The sequence below is a fragment of the Parafrankia elaeagni genome (assembly GCF_000374165.1).
Taxonomy (GTDB): Bacteria; Actinomycetota; Actinomycetes; order Frankiales; family Frankiaceae; genus Parafrankia; species Parafrankia elaeagni.
Window position 1 is genome coordinate 1 of record NZ_KB893746.1, and the last position, 22,316, is coordinate 22,316.

17 protein-coding genes are annotated in these 22,316 nt (G+C 73.6%); 10 read left to right on the top strand and 7 right to left on the bottom strand.

The features are described 5' to 3' along the window. Positions 1–229: 229 nt before the first annotated feature. The 5 genes from B207_RS37160 to B207_RS35025 form a co-directional block, all read right to left on the bottom strand. Complete coding sequence (locus tag B207_RS37160) at positions 230–3,280, bottom strand: PKD domain-containing protein (RefSeq protein WP_018638881.1); 3,051 nt, start codon at positions 3,278–3,280, stop codon at positions 230–232. An 8-nt stretch (positions 3,281–3,288) separates the two neighbouring features. Then, on the bottom strand, positions 3,289–5,814 hold the full coding sequence (locus B207_RS35020; RefSeq protein ID WP_154675551.1) for a DUF4129 domain-containing transglutaminase family protein: 2,526 nt from the start codon (positions 5,812–5,814) through the stop codon (positions 3,289–3,291). Then, positions 5,811–6,956 carry a DUF58 domain-containing protein gene (locus B207_RS0122615; RefSeq protein WP_026311334.1) on the bottom strand — a complete coding sequence of 382 codons (1,146 nt, stop codon included), beginning with the start codon at positions 6,954–6,956 and terminating at the stop codon, positions 5,811–5,813. Before B207_RS0122615 ends, B207_RS35020 begins: the two co-directional genes overlap by 4 nt. Continuing rightward, on the bottom strand, positions 6,953–7,936 hold the full coding sequence (locus B207_RS0122620; RefSeq protein WP_018638884.1) for an AAA family ATPase: 984 nt from the start codon (positions 7,934–7,936) through the stop codon (positions 6,953–6,955). The genes B207_RS0122615 and B207_RS0122620 overlap by 4 nt, the downstream gene beginning before the upstream one ends. A 128-nt stretch (positions 7,937–8,064) precedes the next feature. Then, a complete protein-coding gene (locus tag B207_RS35025) occupies positions 8,065–9,411 on the bottom strand; it encodes a serine/threonine-protein kinase (RefSeq protein WP_051102627.1) in 1,347 nt (448 codons plus the stop codon). Positions 9,412–9,684: 273 nt separating this feature from the next. Here B207_RS35025 and B207_RS0122630 point away from each other — a divergent pair, with 273 nt between their 5' ends. From B207_RS0122630 to B207_RS0122660, 8 genes are all read left to right on the top strand, one after another. Further along, the gene (locus B207_RS0122630; RefSeq protein ID WP_018638885.1) at positions 9,685–11,364 is read left to right on the top strand and encodes an MFS transporter; all 1,680 of its coding nucleotides are present in this window, start codon (positions 9,685–9,687) and stop codon (positions 11,362–11,364) included. 114 nt (positions 11,365–11,478) lie between these two features. Next, a complete protein-coding gene (locus B207_RS0122635; protein WP_018638886.1) occupies positions 11,479–12,885 on the top strand; it encodes a mechanosensitive ion channel family protein in 1,407 nt (468 codons plus the stop codon). A 109-nt stretch (positions 12,886–12,994) separates the two neighbouring features. Then, positions 12,995–14,176 carry a hypothetical protein gene (locus B207_RS0122640; protein WP_154675552.1) on the top strand — a complete coding sequence of 394 codons (1,182 nt, stop codon included), beginning with the start codon at positions 12,995–12,997 and terminating at the stop codon, positions 14,174–14,176. Between the two features lie 197 nt (positions 14,177–14,373). Continuing rightward, positions 14,374–15,726, top strand: a complete 1,353-nt coding sequence (locus tag B207_RS37165) for a hypothetical protein (RefSeq protein ID WP_018638888.1) — start codon at positions 14,374–14,376, stop codon at positions 15,724–15,726. 617 nt (positions 15,727–16,343) lie between these two features. Beyond that, positions 16,344–16,859 (top strand): hypothetical protein, encoded by a 516-nt coding sequence (locus B207_RS0122650; RefSeq protein ID WP_154675553.1) that lies wholly within the window; start codon positions 16,344–16,346, stop codon positions 16,857–16,859. A 117-nt stretch (positions 16,860–16,976) separates the two neighbouring features. After that, entirely contained in the window at positions 16,977–17,141 is a 165-nt protein-coding gene (locus B207_RS40770; protein WP_018638890.1) for a pyridoxamine 5'-phosphate oxidase family protein, read from the top strand. Positions 17,142–17,284: 143 nt separating this feature from the next. Next, a complete protein-coding gene (locus B207_RS35035; protein WP_230205174.1) occupies positions 17,285–17,515 on the top strand; it encodes a hypothetical protein in 231 nt (76 codons plus the stop codon). Positions 17,516–17,573: 58 nt separating this feature from the next. Beyond that, positions 17,574–18,428 carry a glycosyltransferase gene (locus tag B207_RS0122660; protein ID WP_018638892.1) on the top strand — a complete coding sequence of 285 codons (855 nt, stop codon included), beginning with the start codon at positions 17,574–17,576 and terminating at the stop codon, positions 18,426–18,428. Positions 18,429–18,511: 83 nt separating this feature from the next. Here B207_RS0122660 and B207_RS0122665 read toward each other — a convergent pair whose 3' ends face one another. Continuing rightward, entirely contained in the window at positions 18,512–18,703 is a 192-nt protein-coding gene (locus tag B207_RS0122665) for a helix-turn-helix transcriptional regulator (RefSeq protein ID WP_018638893.1), read from the bottom strand. 281 nt (positions 18,704–18,984) lie between these two features. Here B207_RS0122665 and B207_RS0122670 point away from each other — a divergent pair, with 281 nt between their 5' ends. Together B207_RS0122670 and B207_RS0122675 are read left to right on the top strand one after the other, a co-directional pair. Then, positions 18,985–19,188, top strand: a complete 204-nt coding sequence (locus tag B207_RS0122670; RefSeq protein WP_018638894.1) for a cold-shock protein — start codon at positions 18,985–18,987, stop codon at positions 19,186–19,188. Between the two features lie 857 nt (positions 19,189–20,045). Further along, positions 20,046–20,792, top strand: a complete 747-nt coding sequence (locus tag B207_RS0122675) for an S-methyl-5'-thioadenosine phosphorylase (RefSeq protein ID WP_407671451.1) — start codon at positions 20,046–20,048, stop codon at positions 20,790–20,792. Here the strand turns inward: B207_RS0122675 and B207_RS0122680 are convergent. Further along, entirely contained in the window at positions 20,704–22,302 is a 1,599-nt protein-coding gene (locus B207_RS0122680; protein WP_018638896.1) for a DUF2029 domain-containing protein, read from the bottom strand. The two genes, B207_RS0122675 and B207_RS0122680, sit on opposite strands and share 89 nt — an antisense overlap. Positions 22,303–22,316 lie beyond the last annotated feature (14 nt).

Consider the following 22,316-nt stretch of genomic DNA (forward strand, 5'->3'; position numbering starts at 1 on the left):
CCTCTCGATCCGTCAAGGCTCCGGGCAGGACGGACACAGGTGGCCCTTTAGGCACGCGAACGCAGCACTCGACCGCGCGGCGAGAAACCAGACACAGCGTCAGATCACCCGATGCGACCCACAGGCGTCGGACCACGACCAGCCAGCCCGACGCCTCCGACGACACGTGCACGTTCACGTCGGCCCCGGGGGGTGCCGCGCCGGGGCCGGCGCTGGTCGTCTCGACGCATCAGCCGGATGCCGCGGCCGGCGGCTGCTCCGGTTCCGGTGGCTGCTCCGGTTCCGGCGGTGGCTGCTGTTCCGGCACTGACTCCGGCGGTGGCGGTGGCGGGTCCTCCGTCGGCGGTGGGACCGGTGCGGGCGTGGTCGGATCCGGATCCAGCGTCGTTGGCGGAGGAGCCGGGGTTGTCGGCGGAGGTCCAGACTCGTCCGGTCCCGGTCCCGGTCCCGGTCCCGGGGACGGGGATGGGGATGGGGATGGGCTGCCCTCCTCACCTGGCCCCGGGCCCGGGACCCCAGAGGGCAGTGTGACCTCGTCGTGGGCTGAGGAGCGGCCGGCGGCGTTCTCGGCGATGATGCCGAAACCGTAGGTGCCGCCGGGGACGCCGTCGACGGTGTAGGACGTCCCGGGGTCGGAGGTGGCGCCGCCATCCCCGTCCTCGCCCCCGGCCCCCGGATACGAGTGGGAGACGAAGTAGGTCTCGACGTGGGTGTTGGACGGCAGGGTCCACGTCCAGGTGATCTGCGTGCCGACGACCGTGCGGGTGAGGACGATCGGATTTGGGACGGTGCAGCCCATCCCGGTTACCGGCTCGGAGGTCGCAGGGCCACCCGGCCCGGTCGCCGTGACGGTGACCGTGATCAGGCGGCAGTCCGGGGTGCGGAAGCGGATCTGGTCGCCCAGGGGCTCGACGCCGAGGCCGCCACCGTCCCCGCCCTCGGCGGTGTAGGACCACTCGTAGCTGACCGATCCGGCCGGCCCCGGGTTGCGGACGGCGACGGTGAAGCCGAACCCCTCGGCCGGGTTCACGACCAGCTCCGGCGGTTTGCTGGTGCACATCAGCCCGTCCGCCGGTGGGTCGAGCGGCCGTGGTGCCGCCGGGGTCGAGGCGCCGTCGTCGGCGTAGGCGGTGAGGGTCACGGTGAACACGGCGCAGCTGGTCGGGACGACGTCGAACGCGGTGTCCGACACGGGTGTGACGGTGACGTCCGGCAGGTCGGCGGTCAGGGTGAGGCGGGTGGTCGGGGCGCCGCCCGTCCCGGCCTGGGCGTTGACCCGCCACCGGTCCCCGCTCGCGGCCACCGTCATCGTCGGGACGGCAGGGCCGCCGGTGTCGGTGATCGTGACCGGCTGGCTGGCGCGGCTGACGTTCCCGGCCTCGTCGGTCACGGCGACGGACACGGTGAAGGTGGTGCCGGCGGCGCCCTCCTCGTAGGTGTGCGTGGCGGACGACGCCGTGCCCGGCCCGCCGGACGTCGTGCCGTCGCCGAAGTCGAAGGCGTACCCGGCGATCGGCGCCGTGCCGGCGGTGGATCCGGTGGCGTCCGCGGTGACCCGCAACGGGGCCGCGCCGCTGGCCGGGGCGACGGTCAGCCGCGCGACGAGCGCGTCGGCGAGCCCGTCGTCCGGCCCACCCGGCTGGACGTCGACGCCCGTTCCCGGGACCGGCGGCGGGGCGGTCTGGTCGACGGTGACGCGCACGGCGGGCGCGGCGTGCCGGCCGTCGGCGAGGGCGGCGTGCGCGATGACGAGGTAGTCACCGGGCTGGGACCAGGCGTGGCTCGCCTGGGCGCCGCCGCCAGTCGTCCCGTCCCCGAAGGACCAGGTCGCCCCGGCGATCCGGGTGCCGTCCCGGGCCACCAGCCGCAGTGTCACCGGTCGGCCGACGCCCACGCGTGACGCCGACACCTGGATGGCGACGCCGGTGTTACCCACCGGCGCGGCGGGCGGCACGGTCTTCGGCCGGGTGACCCGCGGGGTGGGTGCGGTCGGCGGCAGCGGGGCCGACACGTTCCGCGTCCCGTCGTCGTCACGGGGCTGGTCGGTCTCGCCGTTCCCGGCGCCGCCGGCCAGGCCCGCGCCGGGCCGGTCCGGGTTGTACTTCTCGACGACCCGCACGCTGCCGTCCAGCCGGATGGCGCCGGCCCGGAAGCTGCCCGGGTCGTTGAAGAACATGTACGGGCCCTGGGCGACCAGCTCGAAGCGGGTGCCGGCGGGCAGCACCTCGGGACGCGCGACGATCCGGCGGTCGGCGGCGTCCAGAACGATCACCCGCCCGTCGGTGAAGTCGGGGATGAAGACCCGGCCGGCGGCCTGCCGCGGCTGGCCGAGGGCATGGCCGGCGGCGGCGAGGTCGAGGACGGTGTCGCAGCTGCCCGTCGCCAGGTCGGTGATCACGAGGGTTCCGCGCTGGCCGCTGACCGCGTAGACCCGCGGCCGGGACTGGTCACCGAGGACCGCCACGGAGTCGTCGGCGGGCAGGGTGTCCAGACAGGCGCGCGTGCCGGGGGCGCCGTCGTCACCGAGTGGCAGCACGGTGCGCGCCGCCGCGTCGACCACCACTGGCCGGCCGGCCACCAGGACCAGCCGGCCGCCGTCCGACGCGGTGGCGGGCGCGCGCACCTTGCGGCCCCGTTCGTCGAGGCGGACGATGCCACCGCCGCCGCGGTCGATCAGCCACAGCCGCCCGGCGTCGTCGGCGACCACTCCGCCGGTCCCGGCGCGGGCCGCGATCGACTGCAGGCCCCGGGTCTGCAGCGTGCCCGGGTCGGCGGTCGTGACCAGCCCGGACTGTCCGTCGACGACGAAGGCGGCCTGCTTCGTGGGGAAGACCTGCAGCTGCCGCGCGGCGGTGGACGTCCCGAAGCGCACCGGTTCGGTCGGTGCGAAGGTCGCTCCGTCCACTCGCAGCACGCTGCCCGCCGTGCTGTTGACGACGTAGGCGTTCGGCCCGGCCTGCGCGGACGACAGCTCGCCCGCCCCGACGGCGACCCGGGCCACCACCTGGGATGACGCGCCGTCCACCAGGGCGGCCTGCCCGGTCGCGGACGACACCAGCCATGCGGCGCCGTCCTCGGCGGCCAGCTGCCGGGCGGAAACACCGCCGCCCCGGCTGACGACGGCGAGACCGCCGGCGACCAGCCCCAGCGCGACCGCGAGCCGCAGCAGCAGGAGGAGCCGTCCTCTCAGGAGGAGCCGTCCTCTGTGGAACAGCTTTCTGCGAAGTGGTCCTCTGCTCGGATGGCGCATGTCGCGGATGCTCTTCTCCTGCCGGGTCATCTGCCGGGTCATCGGGTGGCCGCCCGGGTGCGCGGCAGCAGCGGACGCGGGTCGATCGACGCACGGATCCGCCCGAGGCGGCTTCCGAGGGCGCGGCTGGACAGCCGGGTGAGATCCCAGGCACGGCGGGCCTCGTCCTCGCCCGGCTCGGCCGCCCCGAACAGCGCCATCGTGACCAGCGGCGCCAACGAACCGAGGTGGTGCGCGGCCGCGGTGCAGGCGGGTAGTTCGCGGGCCCGTCCGGCGACCTCCCGCGGGGTGAGCGCGGGAGACCCGGGCAGGCCGTGCTCGGTGAGCCGATCGCAGACCTCGCGCCAGGCCGCGGCGATCCGTGCCGCCGGCGGTCCGGCGCGGCGCCGCCGCCATCGACGGCGCCGCTTCTCCAGCGGGACCAGCACCAGGCCGAGCAGTGGAGCGGCGAGCAGGGCCGCCGCGTAGCCGGGCCAGGTACGCCCGGCCCGCTCGCCGCCGCCGGCGGCTGCCCCGGCCGGGTCGAGCTGGGGCACGACCACCGGCGCGACGACGTTCACGTTCAGGTCCTGCTGGCCCGCACCGCCGGTGGCGGGGCGGTCCGCCGGCGCCAGGGCGAGCCCGAGCCTGCTGGTGTCGGTCGGTTCGAACCCGACCCAGCCGATCCCGTCCAGGGCGACCTCCGGCCAGGCATGGGCCTGCCGGGTCGTCACGACGAAGCCACCGGGGCCGTCGGTGGACGCCCGGTCGAGCAGATACCCGACCGCGATCCTGGTCGGGAAGCCCTGGGCCCGGGCGAGGACGGCGAACGCGGCCGCGTGCTGCTCGGCGTAGCCGCGCCGGTCCGCCGCCGGGTCGGCGCCCGCCGCGCCCGCACCGGTCACCTGGCCCGGCGCGGTGGCGGTGGTGGCGGTGACGCCCAGCAGGCGGGCGACGGCACCGTAGGAATGGCCCGGCGGGGCGCCGCCGTCGTAGGGGAAGCGGTCCGGGTCGCGCAGGTAGTCCGCCAGGGCGACCAGCCGGTCGTACGGCGTCGCCGCGCTGGCCGTCACCTCGTCGGCGAGCTGGGCCACTTCCGGAGCGAGGCCGGGTGGCAGCGCGGCATAGCGGTCCGTCGCCGGCCCGGACGCCGCCCGGGCCAGGCGCAGCGCCTCGCCGTCGGGTGTCGCGACCTCGGCGCGGAGCCGGTAGCCCTCGCCGGTCCGCGGGGTGGCGACGGCCGCGAGCGAGCCCGAGCCGGGCTGCACGGACACCGCCCGGCCCCGCAGCCCGACGGGCACGCCGATCGAGGGAAGCAGCGTCCCGCCCCAGCCGTCGATCGTGACCTCCATGCCCACCTGCGTGGTCGTGACGGTGACCTCCGGGCCGTCTGCCGGCAGGGTGCCGCCGGCCCGGACGAACAGCCCCTCGTCGCGCCAGTCGGCGCCGTCGAAGTCGCCGAGCGCGGCGATGCGCAGCCGGTCGACGGGCAGCTGGCCGGTGGTGGACGACAGCCGGGCGGTGAACAGCGACCGCGGTGGGTTCGCCCGCTGCTCGACCTGAACCTGGGCCAGCGGGTCGAGCAGCGGTGCCGTCACGACCGGAGGCTCGCGGTGGTCCCGCGGGTCGAACCGCTCGGCACCGTCCGCCAGCGGCAGGATGCTCGCGCCAAGGGTGGCGGCCGCGGCGGCGCCCGCGACGAGCGGCAGGCCGAGCGTCAGCCACCCGGCGGACTCCGCCGAACCGGCCGAACCGGCCGAACCGGCCGAACCGGCCGAACCGGCCGCCTGGGACGTCCTGACCAGCACCAGAACGAGGGCGGTGAAGGTGAGACAGCCGGTCAGCGGCAGCTGCGACCGCCCACCCGACGCAGTGACGACAAGGAGGAGGACGTCGGCGAGCACCACCGGCAGGAGCGGGAGCAGCACCGCGTCGGTCCGCAGAACGAGCAGGACGGCCGCGACCGTCATCACCCACAGCACCAGGCTCGGGATGACGAGCAGCTCGACGGTCGGGTCCGCGGGCAGGGCCACGGTGAGCAGGTCCGCCCAGCCGTCCCGCAGCGCGGCACCGAACGCGGGCGGGCCGGCGGCGCCCCGGGCGGCGACGAGGGCGACCAGCGCGCAGGGCGCCCAGCCGACCACCGCGGCCAGCACCACCATGTCGGCCGGGCGAAGCCGGGCGGCCAGCACCGTGGCCAGCCCGCCGGCGAGCAGCACCGTCCCGCCGAGCGACAGCAGGAACCCCGCGCCCGCGAAGAAGCCGCTGAAGGCCGCCGCGACCTGCACCATCAGTACGACGGCCAGCGTGACCTGCGCCGGGCGCCGCCGCCGCACCCGCCCGGCCGCATCCGGCGGCCCGGGGGAGACCTGCACAGTGGCCGGCGACCGGAGCGCCGAGTCCGGCCCCGCGACCTGACCAGCCGACGGCTGCCCCGGGGGCACGCGCAGCGTGGCGACGTCGGAGATGTCCGCCAGCTCCATGTCCGCGGGCACGAGCTTGTGCAACCTGGGCGGCAGTGGACGTCCCACGCTGCCGCCCGTCCCCAGGCCGCCCGTCCCCAGACCGGGTGTCGGGCCGGTCACCGGACCACCCGGGTGTTCCACGCGGTGACGAAGTCGTCGCTGTCGCGCACGTTCAGCACCAGCGCGCCGCGCACCACCGGACCGGGCTGCCCCGGCCGCGCGCCGACCTGGATGACGCTGACCATCGCGAACCGGGCGCGGACCTTCGACACGGTGGCGGTGCCCGCGACCGGCGCCTGACCGGTCACGACCCCGAGGGCCATCCCGCCCTCCCGTGGGACGAGCGTGGCCAGCGCCCCCAGCCCGGGGTCGTCGGGAGCCGTTCCGACGTCGGCGAGGAGATCGAGCAGTGCCGTCGACGGGGCCGCGCCGCGTTCCGCCACGGCGTGACGTCCACCGGTGGTGCGCACCTCGACGCCGAACCCGTGCGTCACGGCGGCGGCGGCCAGCGACGCGGCGATGCGCACCGCGTCCTCGAACTGGTCCGCCTGGTACGGATCCGCGCTGGTGTCGAGCATGACCAGCATCCGCGGCTCCCGCGGGACCACGTTGTGGCGAACCATGAGGGTGCCCGTGCGCGCGGTGGACCGCCAGTGGACGAGCCGCAGGTCGTCGCCCCGCACGTACTCGCGCAGGCCGTGGAAGGCCACCCCGCCGGGTGCGGCGGAGGCGGAGGTCGGCCCGTCCACGTCCGGTGAGCCACCGGTCGGCAGCGGCGCGACCGGCAGCAGCCGCGGGTGCACCCGCAGCACCGAACGGGACGGGAACCCGCGCCGGACGTGCATCAGCCGCAGCGGATCGGCGTGGCCGACGGTCAGCGGACCCACCTCGAAGACGCCGCGGCGGGTGGTCGGCAGCTCGTACCGGGCCTCCTGGCTGCCGCCGGGGGGCAGGCTCGCCAGCGCTATCCCGACGTGGCGGCCGCCGACCGACTCACCGGCGACGATCGGCGGCGACCGGCGCCGCGCGGTGTTGGTCACCAGCAGGACTGCGAGCGCCGGATCACCCTCGGCGACCCGGTCCGGGCGGATCTCCCGCTCGATCGTGACGTCCGGCCGGGCGAGCATCCAGCCGGCGGCCACCGCGACCACGACGGCGGCGCCCAGGCCGAGAACGATCAGCTCGGGGTAGTCGAGCAGCACCCCCGCGACGACGAGCACCCCCGCGGCCGCGATCATCGCGGCGCCGGACCTCGTGATCAACGGGTGGCCTGCCGCTGGCTCGGGACCGGAACCGCGGCGACCGTCTCCCCGATCAGGTCCACGGCGCGCAGGCCGGACATCTCCGCCTCCGGGCGCAGCAGCACCCGGTGCCCGAGGACGTACGGCGCCAGCGCCTTGACGTCGTCAGGTGTCGCGTAGGTCCGACTGTCGGCCGCCGCGTGTGCCTGCGCGGCGGCGGCGAGCGCCAGCGCGCCCCGGGTGCTCACCCCGAGCCTGACCTCCGGGCGGCGCCGCGTCGACGCGGCGAGGGTGACGATGTAGCCGAGCAGTGGCTCGGACAGGTGGACCCGGCGGGTGATCCCGATCATCCGGTCGATGTCGGCGGTGGTCAGGACGGGCGTGACGGCGTCCACCGACCGGCCGCCCCGGCGGTTCGCCAGCACCTCGACCTCGGCGCCGTGGTCCGGGTAGCCGATCGTGAGCCGCATCATGAACCGGTCGATCTGCGCCTCGGGCAGGTCGTAGGTCCCGCCGTGCTCGACCGGGTTCTGGGTGGCCACGACGAGGAACGGGCGCGGCACGGCGATCGGCGTCCCGTCCACCGTGACCTGCTGCTCCTCCATCACCTCCAGCAGTGCCGACTGGGTCTTCGGCGAGGCGCGGTTCACCTCGTCGGCGAGGATCACGTTGCCGAAGACCGGGCCCGGCTGGAACTCGAAGGTCTCCGTCCCGGAGTGCCACACCTGCACGCCGGTGACGTCGGTGGGCAGCAGGTCGGGGGTGAACTGGATCCGCCGCATCGTGCCGGCGATCGAGTTCGCCACCGCCTTCGCGAGCGACGTCTTGCCGGTGCCCGGGACGTCGTCGATCAGAACATGACCCTCGGCCGCCAGGCAGACGGCCACGAGCCGCACGATCTCGGTCTTGCCCCGGATCAACGTCTCCACGTTGCGGACGAGCGCCGTGCCGCGCTCGGCGAACCAGGCCGCGTCATCCGGGCCCAGCAGCGATTCCGTCATGGTCCCCCCGATTCGATTCCGGCAGGCGTGTCGTCCTGCCGGCCAGTCCGGCCGTCAGCGCGGCATCGTCATCCGCGCCCCGGCACCGTCATTCGCGCACTGGCACCGTCATCCGCCGAGCAGTTGCGTCATCCGCGTAGCAGCAGTGCCGTGGCGACCAGCAGTCCCACCGCGGTGAGCAGCACGAGCGCGGCGACGGCCGTCCGGTAGCCGAGCCTGCGGTACTCGGCGTCGGTGCCGGTGCGGATCACGACCCGCGACTCCTCACCGACGACCCGCTGCAGCGCCGCCGTGCCCGCGACCACGCCCGAGCCACTGACGCCCGAGCCACTGACACCGGGGACCGGGCCGCCCGGCGGCAGGGACATCCGCAACACCGGCCCCGGCCCTGGCCCCAGCATCGGTCGCGGTGGTTGGGGTGGAGAGGGAGTCGGTGGCGGTGCGGGTGGTTCCGGCCGTCGGCGAGTCGGCGGTACGACCAGGGTGACCGCGGGCTTCGGCGGTCCGGGTGCAGGCACAGTCAGGCCTGTGCTGCCCCGCGCCGCCGGCAGCCCGCCGCCGGGGAGCGGCACCGCGGCCGGGTCGCTCGTCGCCAGCGCGCGGATGTCGTCGTCCAGGCCGACCACCAGGCCCGCCCGGCGCAGCCAGTCGGGACCGAGCGCCTCGGTGGCGGCGCCGGCGAGCGCGGCGGCGAAGTCCCGCGCTGTCTGGTACCGGTCGGCGGGGCGCTTCGCCAGTGCCCGCAGGACGACCGCACCGATCGGAGCGGGCGCGGTGTGCAGTGGCGGCGGCGCCTCGCCGAGGTGGCTGCGGCGAAGCCCTTCGGACGAGGACTGCGCGCCCGTCGGGGCCGCCCGGAACGGCGGCCGGCCAGCCAGCAGTTCGTAGAGGATGACGCCCAGCGCGTACAGGTCGGTGGACGGCCCCAACGGCCCCGCCAGGAACTGCTCCGGCGCCATGTAGCGCGGGGTTCCGACCGCCGTCGCGGTCCGCAGGTCCGAGCCCGTGTACTCCCGCGCGATGCCGAAGTCGGCGACCTTCAGCTGCCCGCCTTCCGTGAACAGCACGTTCGCCGGCTTCACGTCCCGGTGCAGCACGCCCCGGCTGTGGGCGTGGCCCAGCGCGGCGGCGGTGGCCAGACCCACCGCGCACACCTGGGCCGGGGACAGTCCTCGCACGGCCCGCGCGCGCAGTGTGCCGCCGCCGACCAGCTCCATGATGATCAGCGCGCGGTCGTCCAGCTGGATGTAGTCGTACACCCGGACGATGTGAGGGTGATCGACCTTGGTGAGGGTGAGGGCCTCCGCCCTGGCGTCGACACTACCGCCGTCCACGCCGGGAACAATTTTGATCGCAACCTGACGGTTCAGTCGATCCCGGCCCGACAGGACGACACCGAAAGAACCATGGCCGATCTCGCCGTGTACCGCGTAGCCCGGCAACGCAGCCGCGATCAGGTCATGTTCGCCGGTCAAGAAGTCGCCCCCCCAGGCACAGCGCGCTGCCGTCAAAGGCCCGCGACATTCCGACTGTAGCTGCTCGAAATGCCGTACGCCCGGCACGGCCCCCGTTGCGCCGGGATTTCGCCAGGTGCGGTTCGACATAGTCGGCCGGCTTCCGGCATCCCGGCCGATCCCGCCGAGGCCCCCGGCGTCGTGCGCTGACAATGCGGCGGCCGCGGTCAACAATGCGGATGGCCGGAGCCCGGACATCGACATTCGGCGGAGCCGCATTCGTGGGGAGGAAAGATGGCCAGCGCCGGGACGGGAACGGGGACGGCCGGGGTGGCGGCCAGGGCGGCGGGCGGTGACAGGGCCGTCCTGCCCACGCTGTGCGCCGGTCAGTTCCTGATGACCCTGGACAGCTCGGTCATGAACGTCTCGATCGCGACCGTCTCCGCGGACGTCGGAACGACGGTCAGCGGCATCCAGACCGCCATCACCTTCTACACCCTGGTCATGGCCGCATTCATGATCACCGGTGGTCGGCTCGGGAGGATCTTCGGCCGGAAGCGGGTCTTCGCCGTCGGCTGCGTGATCTACGGCTGCGGGTCGCTGACCACGGCGCTCGCCGGAAATCTGGCTGTGCTCACCGTGGGCTGGTCAGTGCTTGAGGGGATCGGCGCGGCGCTGATCATGCCGGCGATCGTCGCCCTGGTGGCGGCCAACTTCGCGCCCCCCGACCGTCCGCGCGCCTATGGCCTGGTCGCCTCGGCGGGAGCGATCGCGGTCGCCACCGGACCGCTCGTCGGCGGCCTGTTCACCACCTATCTGTCCTGGCGGTGGGTGTTCGCCGGTGAGGTGGTGGTCGTGCTGGTCATCCTGGCCTTCACCCGCCGGATGGCCGAGTCCCCGGCAGGGGAGCCCTCCGGTGGATCCCGGGGGTGGAGTGCCAGCCTCGACCTCACCGGAACCGGACTTTCCGCGCTGGGGCTGTGTCTGGTCGTCTACGGCGTCCTGCGGGCGGGGAGCTGGGGGCTGGTCAGGCCCAAGGACGGCGAACCGGCCTGGCTGGGGCTCTCGCCGGCCTGCTGGCTGATCTTCGCCGGCCTGTTCACCCTGCGGGTCTTCCTGTGGTGGGAGGAGAGGCGGATCGCCCGCGGACGGCCCGCGCTGCTCGACCCCGCGATGCTGCGGAACCGGACGCTGCTGGGTGGCCTCACGTCCTTCTTCTTCCAGTACCTCCTGCAGGCGGGGCTGTTCTTCGTCGTGCCGCTGTTCCTCTCCGTGTCCCTGGGGCTGTCCGCGGTCGAGACCGGGGTGTGGCTGATTCCGCTGTCCGCGACGCTGCTGGCCGCGGCCGTCGGCATCCCCAGGCTGCTCCCGCACGCCTCCCCGCGCCGCATCGTCCGCCTGGGCTTCCTCGCGCTCCTCGGCGGGATCATGACCATGATCGCGCTGCTGGATCTCGGTGCCGGCCCGGAGATCGTGACCTGGCCGCTGCTGCTGGCCGGCCTCGGCATCGGCGCGCTCGCGTCCCAGCTGGGCAGCGTCACCGTCTCCTCCGTCGCGGACGAGGACAGCGCCGAGGTCGGCGGGGTGCAGAACACGGTGACCAACCTGGGCGCCTCGATCGGCACGGCGGTGGCCGGTACGGTGCTCATCGCGAGCCTGACGACGTCGTTCCTGGCTGGCGTGCGGGACAACCCCGCGGCACCGCCGGACCTCGCGGCACAGGCCACGGTGCGGCTGACAGAGGGTGCCCCGTTCCTGTCGGACCACGATCTGGAGGCCGGCCTCGCCGACGCAGGCGTGCCCGCGCCGACCGCGGAGGTGATCGTCGACGAGAACGCCCGGGCCCGCGTCACGGCACTGCGCGCCTCGCTGGCGGTCCTCGCGCTCGTCGCGCTGCTCGCGACGGTGTTCACCCGCCGGATTCCGCCGCGCCAGCTCGCCGGCTCCGGTCGCGGCCCCTCCGCGACCGGGTGACCTGGCGGCCCGCCGAAGCGTGGCACCTTTCCGAAAGCAGGGCATGACCCGGACGGAGGCGGGCATACCGGGCCTGGCCTGTGGACAGCTACCGCTATGCGAGGAGCTTCGCCTATGACCGACCGTTCTGCGCTCGGCTCCATCCCCGGCATCGACGGCACGGACTCCAGCCTCGGCGTCCTTGTGATCATGGCCGGGGCCGCCATCGTCGGCTATCTGGCCGCTTTGCTCCTGTACCGGGTTCTGCGCCGCATCGGCCGGCATTCGCAGATCGTCCGCGACCTCGCCGTCCGCGGACGGCGGCCGACGCGTTTCGCCTTCGTCGTCCTCGGGCTGCTCACGGCCGCGAACGCCACCGTGGAACAGTCCTGGACGCCCCCCACCGTGCGGGTGCTCGGCCTGGCCCTGATCGCGGCGATCGCCTGGCTGGTGGGCGTTCTCGCCTTCGTCGTCGAGGACCTGGCCCTGTCCCGCTACCGGATGGACATCGCCGACAACAGGCATGCCCGCCGGATCCGGACCCAGGTGATCCTGCTGCGCCGGATCACCGTGCTGGTCATCTCGCTGATCGCGATCGCGTCGATGCTGATGACGATCCCCAGCGTCCGCGTGGCGGGGGCGAGCATCGTCGCCTCCGCCGGAGTGGTCGGCATCATCGCCGGTCTCGCGGCGCAGACCTCGCTCGCGAACGTCTTCGCCGGCCTGCAGCTGGCGTTCACCGACGCCATCCGGGTGGACGACGTCGTCGTGGTCGAGGACGAGTGGGGAAGAATCGAGGAGATCACCCTCACCTACGTCGTCGTGCACATCTGGGACGACCGCCGGATGATCCTCCCGTCCACCTATTTCACGACGAACCCGTTCCAGAACTGGACCCGCCGGGAATCGGCCGTCCTCGGCGCGGTGGAGTTCGACCTGGACTGGTCGGTCCCCGTCAACGACATGCGGGCCGAGATGCACCGCATCGTGGAGAACACCGAGCTGTGGGACAGAAGGGTCAGCGTCCTGCAGGTCACCGACGCCATCGGCGACCACGTGCGGATCAGGGTTCTCGTCAGCGGCAAGGACGGGCCGACGACGTTCGACCTTCGCTGCCATGTACGGGAGGCACTGGTGGACTGGCTGCGGCGCCGGCACCCGGTCGCGTTGCCGCGCACCCGAATCGAGCTCGATCGTTCCTCGGTCGAGTTCGGTTCCCGGAACGGGCACGGCGGACGATCCGTCCCCACGGAACGCGTCCGGCTGGAGAAGGAAGCACCCGAGGTGATCTCGGACGCCCGTCTGTTCACCGGCAGCGCCGAGGCCGAGGAGCGCTCCCGCGCCTTCAGCGAGACCGGTGAGCACGACGTGGACCCCGCCGGCATGCAGGATGGCGACGGGTCCACGGGCGACCGGTCCACGGGCGACGGGTCCACGGGCGACAGACCGGACGGCGAGCCGCGCGCTCCGCGGCAGCGCGGGACGGACGGGCGGGAAAACAGCGACTCGGCCCCTGCGCCCGCGTCAGCCCACGTGCGCTGACGAAACACCGCCGTCGGCGCAGCCCTCGCCGGGCTCGCCGCGTCACGCGGTGGCCCGGGTCTCGGGCGCAGACTCACGATCATCGGCCTGTTCGTGCGACGGTTACTGCGTGAGCTTGTTGGGTGACGCCCTGGAGAGCATGTCCACCAGCGCCGGGCGGTGGGCATCACTGCGGGCCGACCTTCACTGGTGGGCCGACAGCGCCGCGCTGACCAGGGCTCGGACCGCGGCTGCGGCTGCGCGTGGGATCCCTGCCGACATCCAGCCGCCAGGGTTCCCGCGCGCGCCGGTCGCCGCGGTCGCGGTGGACGAGCAGCGCGGTTCGCTCCTCGCCACCCCTCGTTCGCTGCGGGTCGAATGGCACGCCAGCGCGGTGGCCGCCGCGGACGGCGGCGCCGGTGCCACCGGCGCGGTGGTCGCCGTGGTGCGGGGGGCCGTGGTGCGGGGGGACGTGGTGCGGGGGGAGGAGTGGCGTGAGCGTTGCGCCGGGCACGTCCGGGGCTCGCAGGCCACCGATCCCGGCACCGGCCTGACCGCCCGGTGGGTCCGCGAACTCGTCTTCGTCCGACCCTGGCGGCTGCTGCCCTGCCTGCATTTGAAGGCCTACGACGCACTGGACTGGCACGGGCGGCCGGCGACCTGGCTGCGTGCCCAGCCACGCGAGAACGAGTTCTGGTCGACACCCAGCCTGCACAGCCTCACCGACGGCGACGCCTATGATCTTGTCGTCGACAGCGCCACCGGTGTGCTGCTGGACCTGACCACCTGGCACGCCGACCAGGAGGTCGAGCGGTGCTGGCTGAGCGACCCGCGGTTCGACGCCCCGCTCGACCCGGCCCACTTCGACCTGGCGACGGTCGGCACCGCCGCCGAGACCGAATCCCCGATCAGGCGAGCCAGACCGCTCGCCGAGCTCGCCGACGAGGTCGACTTCACCGTGCTGAGCCCGCGCGGTGAGCGCTACACCGGAGTCGTCGACACCGACGAGGGCGGGTCCGTCATCGTCGCCCATCCTTCGGCCGGCGGACCCGGCGGACCCGGCGGACCCGGCGGACCCGGCGGCTGGCGCCGGTGGTTCACGCAGTCCGGGGGAGCGAGGATGGCGGATCCGGCGGAATGGGAGCCGATCCAGCTGCCGGACGGCACCCATGCCCGGCGGTGGTCTCCCAGCGGCGACCCCGACCAGGTCCATCTGCGCTTCGAGCGGGCCGGCACCCAGGTCTGGGTACAGGGGCGTGGACGTCGCGACGTCCACCGACTGGCTGCCAGTCTCGAACCGATCAGCCGCTGACACTCGTCCGGACTCGCCTGTCCGGACTCGCCTGTCCGGACTCGCCTGTCCGGACTCGCTTGCCCGAACCGCCGCGGCAGCTCGATCCCGTCCTCCGGCGGCGTAGCTCTGCCCACTGTTGTTCTCGTGATGTGAACCTTTTCGGGGGTGATGGACTCTTTACCCTCTGCGGCAACCAGGCCGCAGAGGAGGACACGATGACGATGTCCGACCGGCCGGGAAGCCACCCGGCCGATCACCGCACCACCGGTCTCACCGGTCTCACCGGCGTCACACGCAGCGGCCCGGGCACCCGGAGCCGCCGGGGCTCCCGGGGCTCCCGGGGCCGGCGCCTGGCCGGGCTGATGCTGGTCGCCACCGCCGTGGTGGCGACGATCCCCGCGCAGGCGGCAATGGCCGGCGGGCCCGGGCCGCGGCCGATGCCGCCCCGGCCGACGCAGGCCCCTGCGACCCCTGCAACCCCTCAGGCTGCGATCACCGCGGCCTACACGCAGGCTCTCACCGGCGGTCAGGGCCCGGACCACGCCCTGGCGGCCGTCGAGGACGGCGCGGCCCTGGCCGGCACCCTCGCCCTGGCCACGGAGAACTTCCCGCAGGCGACCAGCACCGCCCAGGTGGCCGTCAGCGACATAGCCCTCCAGGGCCCCCGGAAAGCGGCCCTGCACTTCCACGTCACCTACCAGGGCGGCATCGACTTCGGTGTGCGGGACGGCACGGCCGTGGTCAGCGACGGCCGCTGGAAGGTGAGCCGCGAGACCTACTGCATGGTCCTGGGCTGGGCCGGCGCCACCTGCCCGCCGAAGGCCGGTCGCCCGCCGCGGAACGCGGCCGCGGCGCGGGCCGCCATCGGGCAGGCCTACGCGCAGGCGTTCACCAGCGGCGAGAACACCGCCCGCGCCCTCGCCGCGGTGGAGGACGGCCCGGCGCTGGCGGGCACCCTGGCACTGGCCACGCAGAACGTCCCGCAGCTCGTCTCCGCCTCCGCGGCGACCACGAGCGACGTCGTCTTCACCGACCCGCGGAACGCCTGGCTGCGCCTCCGTCTCACCTACCCGGAGGGCCTCGACTTCGGTGTGCGGGATGGCACCGCCGTGGTCAGTGACGGGCGGTGGAAGGTGAGCCGCGCGTCCTTCTGCGCCATCCTCGGCACGGTCGGCGTTCCCTGCCCGCCGAAGGCCGGTCGCCCGCCGCAGAACGCGGCCGCGGCGCGGGCCGCCATCGGGCAGGCCTACGCGCAGGCGTTCACCAGCAGCGGGGACCCGGCGCACAGCCTCGCCGCCGTGGAGGACGGCCCGGCCCTGGCCGCCACCCTCGCGCAGGCCCAGCAGAACTTCCCGCAGGCGACATCCAGTGCCTCGGTGACGACGAGTGACGTGACCTTCACCGACCCGCGGAACGCCTGGCTGCGGTTCCACGTCACCTACCAGGGCGGCGTCGACTTCGGTGTGCGAGGCGGCACGGCCGTGATCAGCGAGGGCCAGTGGAAGGTGAGCCGCGAGACCTACTGCATGGTCATGGGCTGGGCCGGTGCCACCTGCCCGGCTCCGTGACGCGGGTGAGCGCGGCGGAGTAACTGCTCCCGCCCGCGGAAGCTCATAGGACGGGCAACGTGGCCGGGCGGTTTCTGGCTCGGCCACGTCGCCCTCCCGCCTCGTCTCCGACGGTTCTGCGTGGCCCTACCGTCTGAGCTGGCCACATGTGGGACGGCGGGTTGCTCCCCGGGAATACCGAGATCGCCGACGGCAATACCAGTGATTTCGGACTCCCTACGGCCGAACAATGTGTTCGGGCCGTCCCGCCTCATGAACAGGTCGGTCGGTAATCTGCCTGGCTCGAATCGATTCGGGCTGTTTCGCGCACGCCGATGACGTTCCCGGTGCCGCCAGGCTCCGGCTCCGTCCGCGTCGCTTCATCGACCGACCCTGGAGATACGGCGGGCCCCACCCCGACGGCCACAACCACCACCCCGACCCCGGGACCCACGCTGCCGCAGCCCACCACTCCGGCCCCGACGCCCCCGGCCTCCTCGCCGACCCCCGCTTCCCCGCCCTCGAGCGACGCGCGGACGCCGGTGATTCTCGGCGCCAACCGCGGACCGAACGGTCTCGAGGTCGGCGTCGCACCCGCCGCACCGCCCGGAGCTCAGATCCCGTGGGCGACGGGCACCATGACGGTGCACGAAGGGAACAGGCTTCTGGGCACGGTGCCGATCGCGAAGCCGGACGAGCCCATGGGCAATCCCTACGCACATGGCATCCTGGACATCGACCTGCTGCCGGGATACCACCCGCTGACCCTCGACTACAGCGGCGACGCGAACTTCCAGCCGAACCGGGCCACGGTGTCGGTGGACATCCCGAACGCAGAGGTCATCGCGTCGGTTCCCGGCTCGCCTGTCGACGGCCAGCCGTACACCGTCGAGGTTCAGGTGGTGCCGCTGCCGGGAGCCAGCGGCATACCCACCGGCAAGGTTCGCAACGCGGAGGACTTCGCCCAGCCCTCGTTCGAGGCGACCCTCGACGCCCAGGGCCGAGCGACGATCACCGTGCAGCAGCGCCCGTCCAACCCTCCCCGCACGGCTCCGATAGCAGCACACCTTTTCATCGAGTATCTGGGTGACAGCACCTTCGTCCCCAGCCGCACGCTCGTCCAGTTCACCATTCTCCCGAGCCCGGCCGCGTAACGGCGCCGCTCGCGCCGACGGGTCAGGTAGCGAAGGCGCACCCTGCCCGGCAGCGCCGGGCAGGGTGCGGGCAGGCCTGGCCTCACCATTCGGTGAGAACCCGGAAAGGAGCACGAGATGAGCAGCGGTCTTCCACAGTCCCTGAAGGATCTGGTCGCATCCGGCCCGTCGGCGCACCTGAGCACCATCAACGCGGACGGAAGTCCCCAGGTCTCGGTCATGGTCCCCTATTCGGTGCAGCGTATCGGCGGTGTCGGCCCCTGGGCCCCGTCCTCGAAGTAGGGCACGGACAGCAGGGCGACAATAGGTGCCATGGCAATGGACAGAGAGCTTTTCCTGGATGTCGCCGCGTCGACGGCGCCGTCCGAGACCTGCCCGGGCGCCTGGCGGCGGAGCCGGCCGGGCGGCTCGTGAGCTTCGCGTCGATGGTGCTGTCCCTGGACGACTTCCTGGCCACCCGCATCCTCGAGATCGCCGTCCACTCGGACGACCTGGCGGTGAGCGTGGACGTCCCGACACCGGCGCTGCCCGTGCCGGCGACAGACGCCGTCCTGGCCCTGCTGACCCGTCTGGCGGCGCACCGGCACGGGCCGACGGCCGTCCTGCGGGCCTTCAGCCGGGCCGAGCGCGCACCCACGACGATCACGGCGATCTGACTGCCACTCTGTCCCCTTCGACCGCGAATGGGCGGCCTACTGAGGTAAGCACTGATTCGTGCAGCCTCTCCAGGTCGTCATCGTTCACCGCAACCAGCCGGCGCGCCTCGTCGACACGATCGACGCCTTCCGTGCCCAGGACGTCCCCGTCACGATCACGGTCGTCGACAACGGCTCGGAGGCCGTGCCGGCGGTCGAGGCCGCCGATGTCGCGGTCGTGCTGGCCGGCAGCAACCTGGGCTTCGGTCCGGCGGCCAACATCGGCTACCGCCGGTTCCTCGCCGACGGCGACGCGGGCGAATGGGTGGTGCTCGCGCCGCACGACGCGCTGCCCGAGCCGACCTGTCTGAGCAACATGCTGAGCGTGCTCGCCGAGCACCCACGCGCGGGGCTGGCCTGCGCGGACGTCGGTGACGGCGCGACACCGGTCATCGACCCCTACTTCGGCGGGATCCTCGTCCCGGCCCGCGTCGAGCAGGGATGGGAGCCGGTCGGCCACCCGCACGGGACGCTGATGCTCGCCCGGCGCTCCTGCCTCGACGAGGTCGGGATCTTCGACGAGCGCTACTTCGCCTACTGCGAGGAGGCGGACCTCGCGCTGCGGGCGACTGCCGCCGGCTGGGAGTCCGGCCTTGTGCGGGGTGCGATGGTCCGGAACCCGTCGGTCGGCTCGGCCTCGGCGTCGATCGACTACCTGCAGCTGCGCAACACGCTGCTGCTCGTGCGGGAGCACTCCGGCCGTTACCACGTGTTCATCCGGCTCTGTATCGCGCTGTGGCACCTGGCGTCGGGCGCGGTCGTCCCGGCCCGGCGCGGGCCCTACTGGAACGTGGAAGGACGCCTGCGCGGCCTCCTCGACTTCCTCCGCGGGCGTTTCGGCCCGCCACCCCCGCACCTGTTCGCCAAGCGCTGACGGGCTGCCCTACGCCCGGCGCGACCGGGGCAGGCAGCCCACCGCCAGGCGGGCTCACCGCCACGGCCCTACCGGAAGGGGCCCTATCGGAAGGGGCCGGTGTCGCCCTCGAGCAGCCAGGCCTCGATGTCGTGCGCCCGCCACCGGTCGAAGTGCGGCTCGGACTGGACGGGCCGGGGAAAACCGTCGCGGGCGCACAGCCGGCGGGCCCGCTCGACCGAGATCGACAACCGCCGGGCGATGTCCGCGGTTGTCCACAGATCGCCGGCCGTCATGCCTCCATCGTACGGCGGGGCGGCAGGGCGGCGCTGCGGAGCATCCCGCCCAGACCCGCCCCGGCGATCGTCCGGTTCCCGGCACGGTGGGCGGAACACGGAGGCAGCGTGCTCCCGCCTGGCACCCGTGACCGGGGGGTGTACGGTGGTCCCGTTGCTCTTCTCCTTGGTGCCGCCGGTCACCAGTACAGGATGGCATCACGATGATCGCCAATCGCGATCATCGGCGTAACGCCGGGACACCACGCGGGTGTGCCGCAGCAGGGGAACGAGGAAAGAACGTGTCCGAAGGTACTGTCAAGTGGTTCAACGCCGAGAAGGGCTTCGGCTTCATCACGGTTGACGGCGGAGGCCCCGACGTCTTTGCCCACTTCTCCTCGATCGTTGGAGACGGCTACAAGTCTCTCGAAGAGGGTCAGCGCGTCTCCTTCAACATCGAGCAGGGCCAGAAGGGCCCGCAGGCCGCCCAGGTGCAGCCTCTCTAGACCTTGACGGATTGCCGCGAGCCCGTGTTGGGACCGGGCTCGCGGCCTTCCGCACGAAAAGTCCCATAAGGCCGCACCAGGCCTGACCACGACAGGGTGGCAACCGGCCCACCCGTGTCGAGTTTTTGCCTGGGCTCTCGCCAGGTCGGTGACTGCTGCGGTAGTTCAACCGCCGATCAGTACCGTCGTTCCCAAGGGGAATTACGGTCGAGTACCGGCCGAAGGCCAGTCTTTTCCCGGCAGACGTGGTCATTACCGTCTGCCGGTAGGTGAACACCGCCGCCCTTCGGGCGCTGGTCCGTGCCGTCGAGCTGTAGTCCGCCGCGGCCGACGACCAGCGGGACCTTGCCGGGGGCTACGCCGGCCTGTGTGATCGAGGCACCCGTTGGCCCAGCCGCGGAGAGCCGTCACCAGCGCCGCATCTTGCCATGCCGTCACCAGCGCCGCATCTTGCCATGACGGTTCCGTGAGCTCCGTTCCGTGAGCTCCGTCGCCGGGCCTCGCGCCACCGCCGACCTCCTCGCCGGACGGCCACGATGACCGGGGCTGGGGCACCTCGCGCGACGCCGCGACCTCCGACGCCGCGACCTCCGCCGCCGCCGCTGCGCGGGGCGGGGCGGCGTCCCCACAGCTGGGTGTTACGAACCGCGGACGGATGCCCCGGAGCGTGGGAAAGGAACCTGCGGCGTCGGTAGCTTCCGCGTCGGCGGGGGTCGAGCGCGGCCCGGATCCCGCCGGAGCCGGGCCACAGCGAGCGATCCCGGGACCAGCTCGGATGGCGATGACGGGAGACGGATGTGACCGGCGCGGAAATCGGTGTGATCGGCGGAAGCGGCTTCTACTCGCTGTTCGACGGGATGACGGACGTCGCCGTGACGACCCCGTACGGGGACCCCAGCGACGTGGTCGCGGTCGGGGAGGTCGGCGGCCGGACGGTCGCGTTCCTGCCCCGGCACGGCCGGGGCCACCGGCATCCGGCGCACACGGTCAACTACCGGGCGAACCTGTGGGCGCTGCGCAGCCTCGGGGTCCGGCAGGTGATCGCCCCGGCCGCGGTCGGGAGCCTGCGCCCCGAGCTCACGGCCGGCACCGTCGTCCTGCCCGACCAGCTGGTCGACCGGACGTCCGGTCGACCGCAGACCTACTACGACTCCGGCGCGGCGCACGTCTCCTTCGCGGACCCGTACTGTCCGGCGGGCCGCTCGGCGGTGCTCAAGGCCGGCGCCGACAGCGGCCGGCCACTGGTCGACGGCGCGACGATGGTGGTGGTGCAGGGCCCGCGTTTCTCGACCCGGGCCGAATCCCGCTGGTTCGCCGCGCAGGGGTGGTCGCTGGTCAACATGACCGGACATCCGGAGGCCGTCCTCGCCCGGGAGCTTGCGCTCTGCTACACGACGATCGCGCTGGTCACCGACTACGACGCGGGCGTGGACGCCGCCTCGGCCGTCAGCCAGGCCGAGGTCTTCGAGGTGTTCGAACGCAACATCGAGCTGGTGCGCGACCTGGTGTGCCGGGTCATCCCGACGCTGCCGTCGACGTCCGCGCGGTCGTGCCCGTGCCCGGCCGCGCTGGACGGCCTGACGCTCCCCGTCGACCTGCCCTGACCCTGACGCTGACCCGCGCGATGCTGACGCCGAGCACGACGAGCGCCCCGACGACGTAGCCGCCGGGGCGGGTGATCCGGTCGGCGAGCGCGAGATCGGTGAACAGCGCCATGTAGAGGACGTAGGGCGCCGCGGCCACCGCCAGCCACTCCGGGCGCCGGGCGAGCACCGCCAGCGCCACCAGCGGTATCCCGTACCAGGGCTGGGCCGGGGTGGCGAGCAGGAAGGCCGCGCCCAGCAGCCGGAGCGCGCCGAGCTCCGCGCTGACCCTGGCCGGATCGGCGCGCCAAACCGCCGCGGCGACCCCGGCGAGGACGACTCCCGCGGCGAGCTTGGCGGACGTCCCGGACAGGCCGACCAGGCCCAGCAGCAGGAACCGGTGGCCGTCCTGGTAGCCCTCGACCGACAGGTATCGGGGCAGGAAGCCGACGACGTCCGGGCCGACGGCGAGCACATGCGGCAGGTACGACAGCGCGACGACGGCGACGGCGGTGCCCCCGACCGCCAGTGTCCGGCGGCGCGCGGCGGCGACGAGCAGCAACGCCGGGTAGAGCTTCACCGCGACCGCCGCGCCCAGCAACGCCCCGGCGGCGACACCGACCCGCGCCGCGGTGCCGCTGGCGGTCTGTGCCCCGGCGCCGCCGGTCTGTGCCCTGGCGCCGCCGGCCTGTGTCCTGGTGCCGCCGATGCCCGTCCCGTCGGCGTCGCCGAACCGCGGGGGCCTGCGCAGCCACGGCCGGCCGGGCCGGGCCGGGCCGGCCGGACGTCGCGCGAGCAGCGCGCAGGCTCCGACGGCGAACAACGCCGCGAGCACGTCGACATGGGCGTCCATGCCCGCGTCGAGCCCGGCGGACGGCGCCCAGGCGTAGGCGGCGGCGTACCCGACCGGATGCCCACGTCCCGCGAGGACCCGGACGAGCAGGCCGGTCAGCGCCAGCGAGACCAGCGCCCCGTAGAGCTGGACCTTGTTCTCCCGGGGCGGCCCCGGCAGGTAGTGGACCGCGGTGAAGTAGGCCTGCGCGACGGGCGGGTAGATCGTGTGCGCCTGCGGGTAGTTGAGCCTCGTGCAGCCCGGGCCGCGGTTGATCTCGGCGCAGGCGGCGTCGTCCGGCCAGAGCCAGTCGTCCCGCAGGTGCGCCAGCTCGGGGGAGCTGGTCGGGTGGCGGTACGGGTCGATCCCGGCGGCCTGGACCCGGCCGTCCCAGCTGTAGCGGTACAGGTCGTCGCTCATCCGCGGGCCCGCGCCGATGGCGAGCACATGCACCGCGACGGCGCCCGTGAGTAGCAGCCAGACCGTGGCCCGCCGGGAGCCGGCGCGTACCAGCAGCCAGGTCCCGAGCGCGGCCACCGCCCACCAGGCGAGTGCCAGGTACAGCACCGCGGGCGGGCCGGGCAGCGGGCCCGGCTGCGCGATGACCGCGCTCTCCAGCGCGAGCGCACCGGCGAGGGCGCCGGCCGCCGCGACGAGAGCCCACCGCCGCCGTCCGGCTCCTGGTACGGGTCCCTTCACGGGTCCCGTACCGG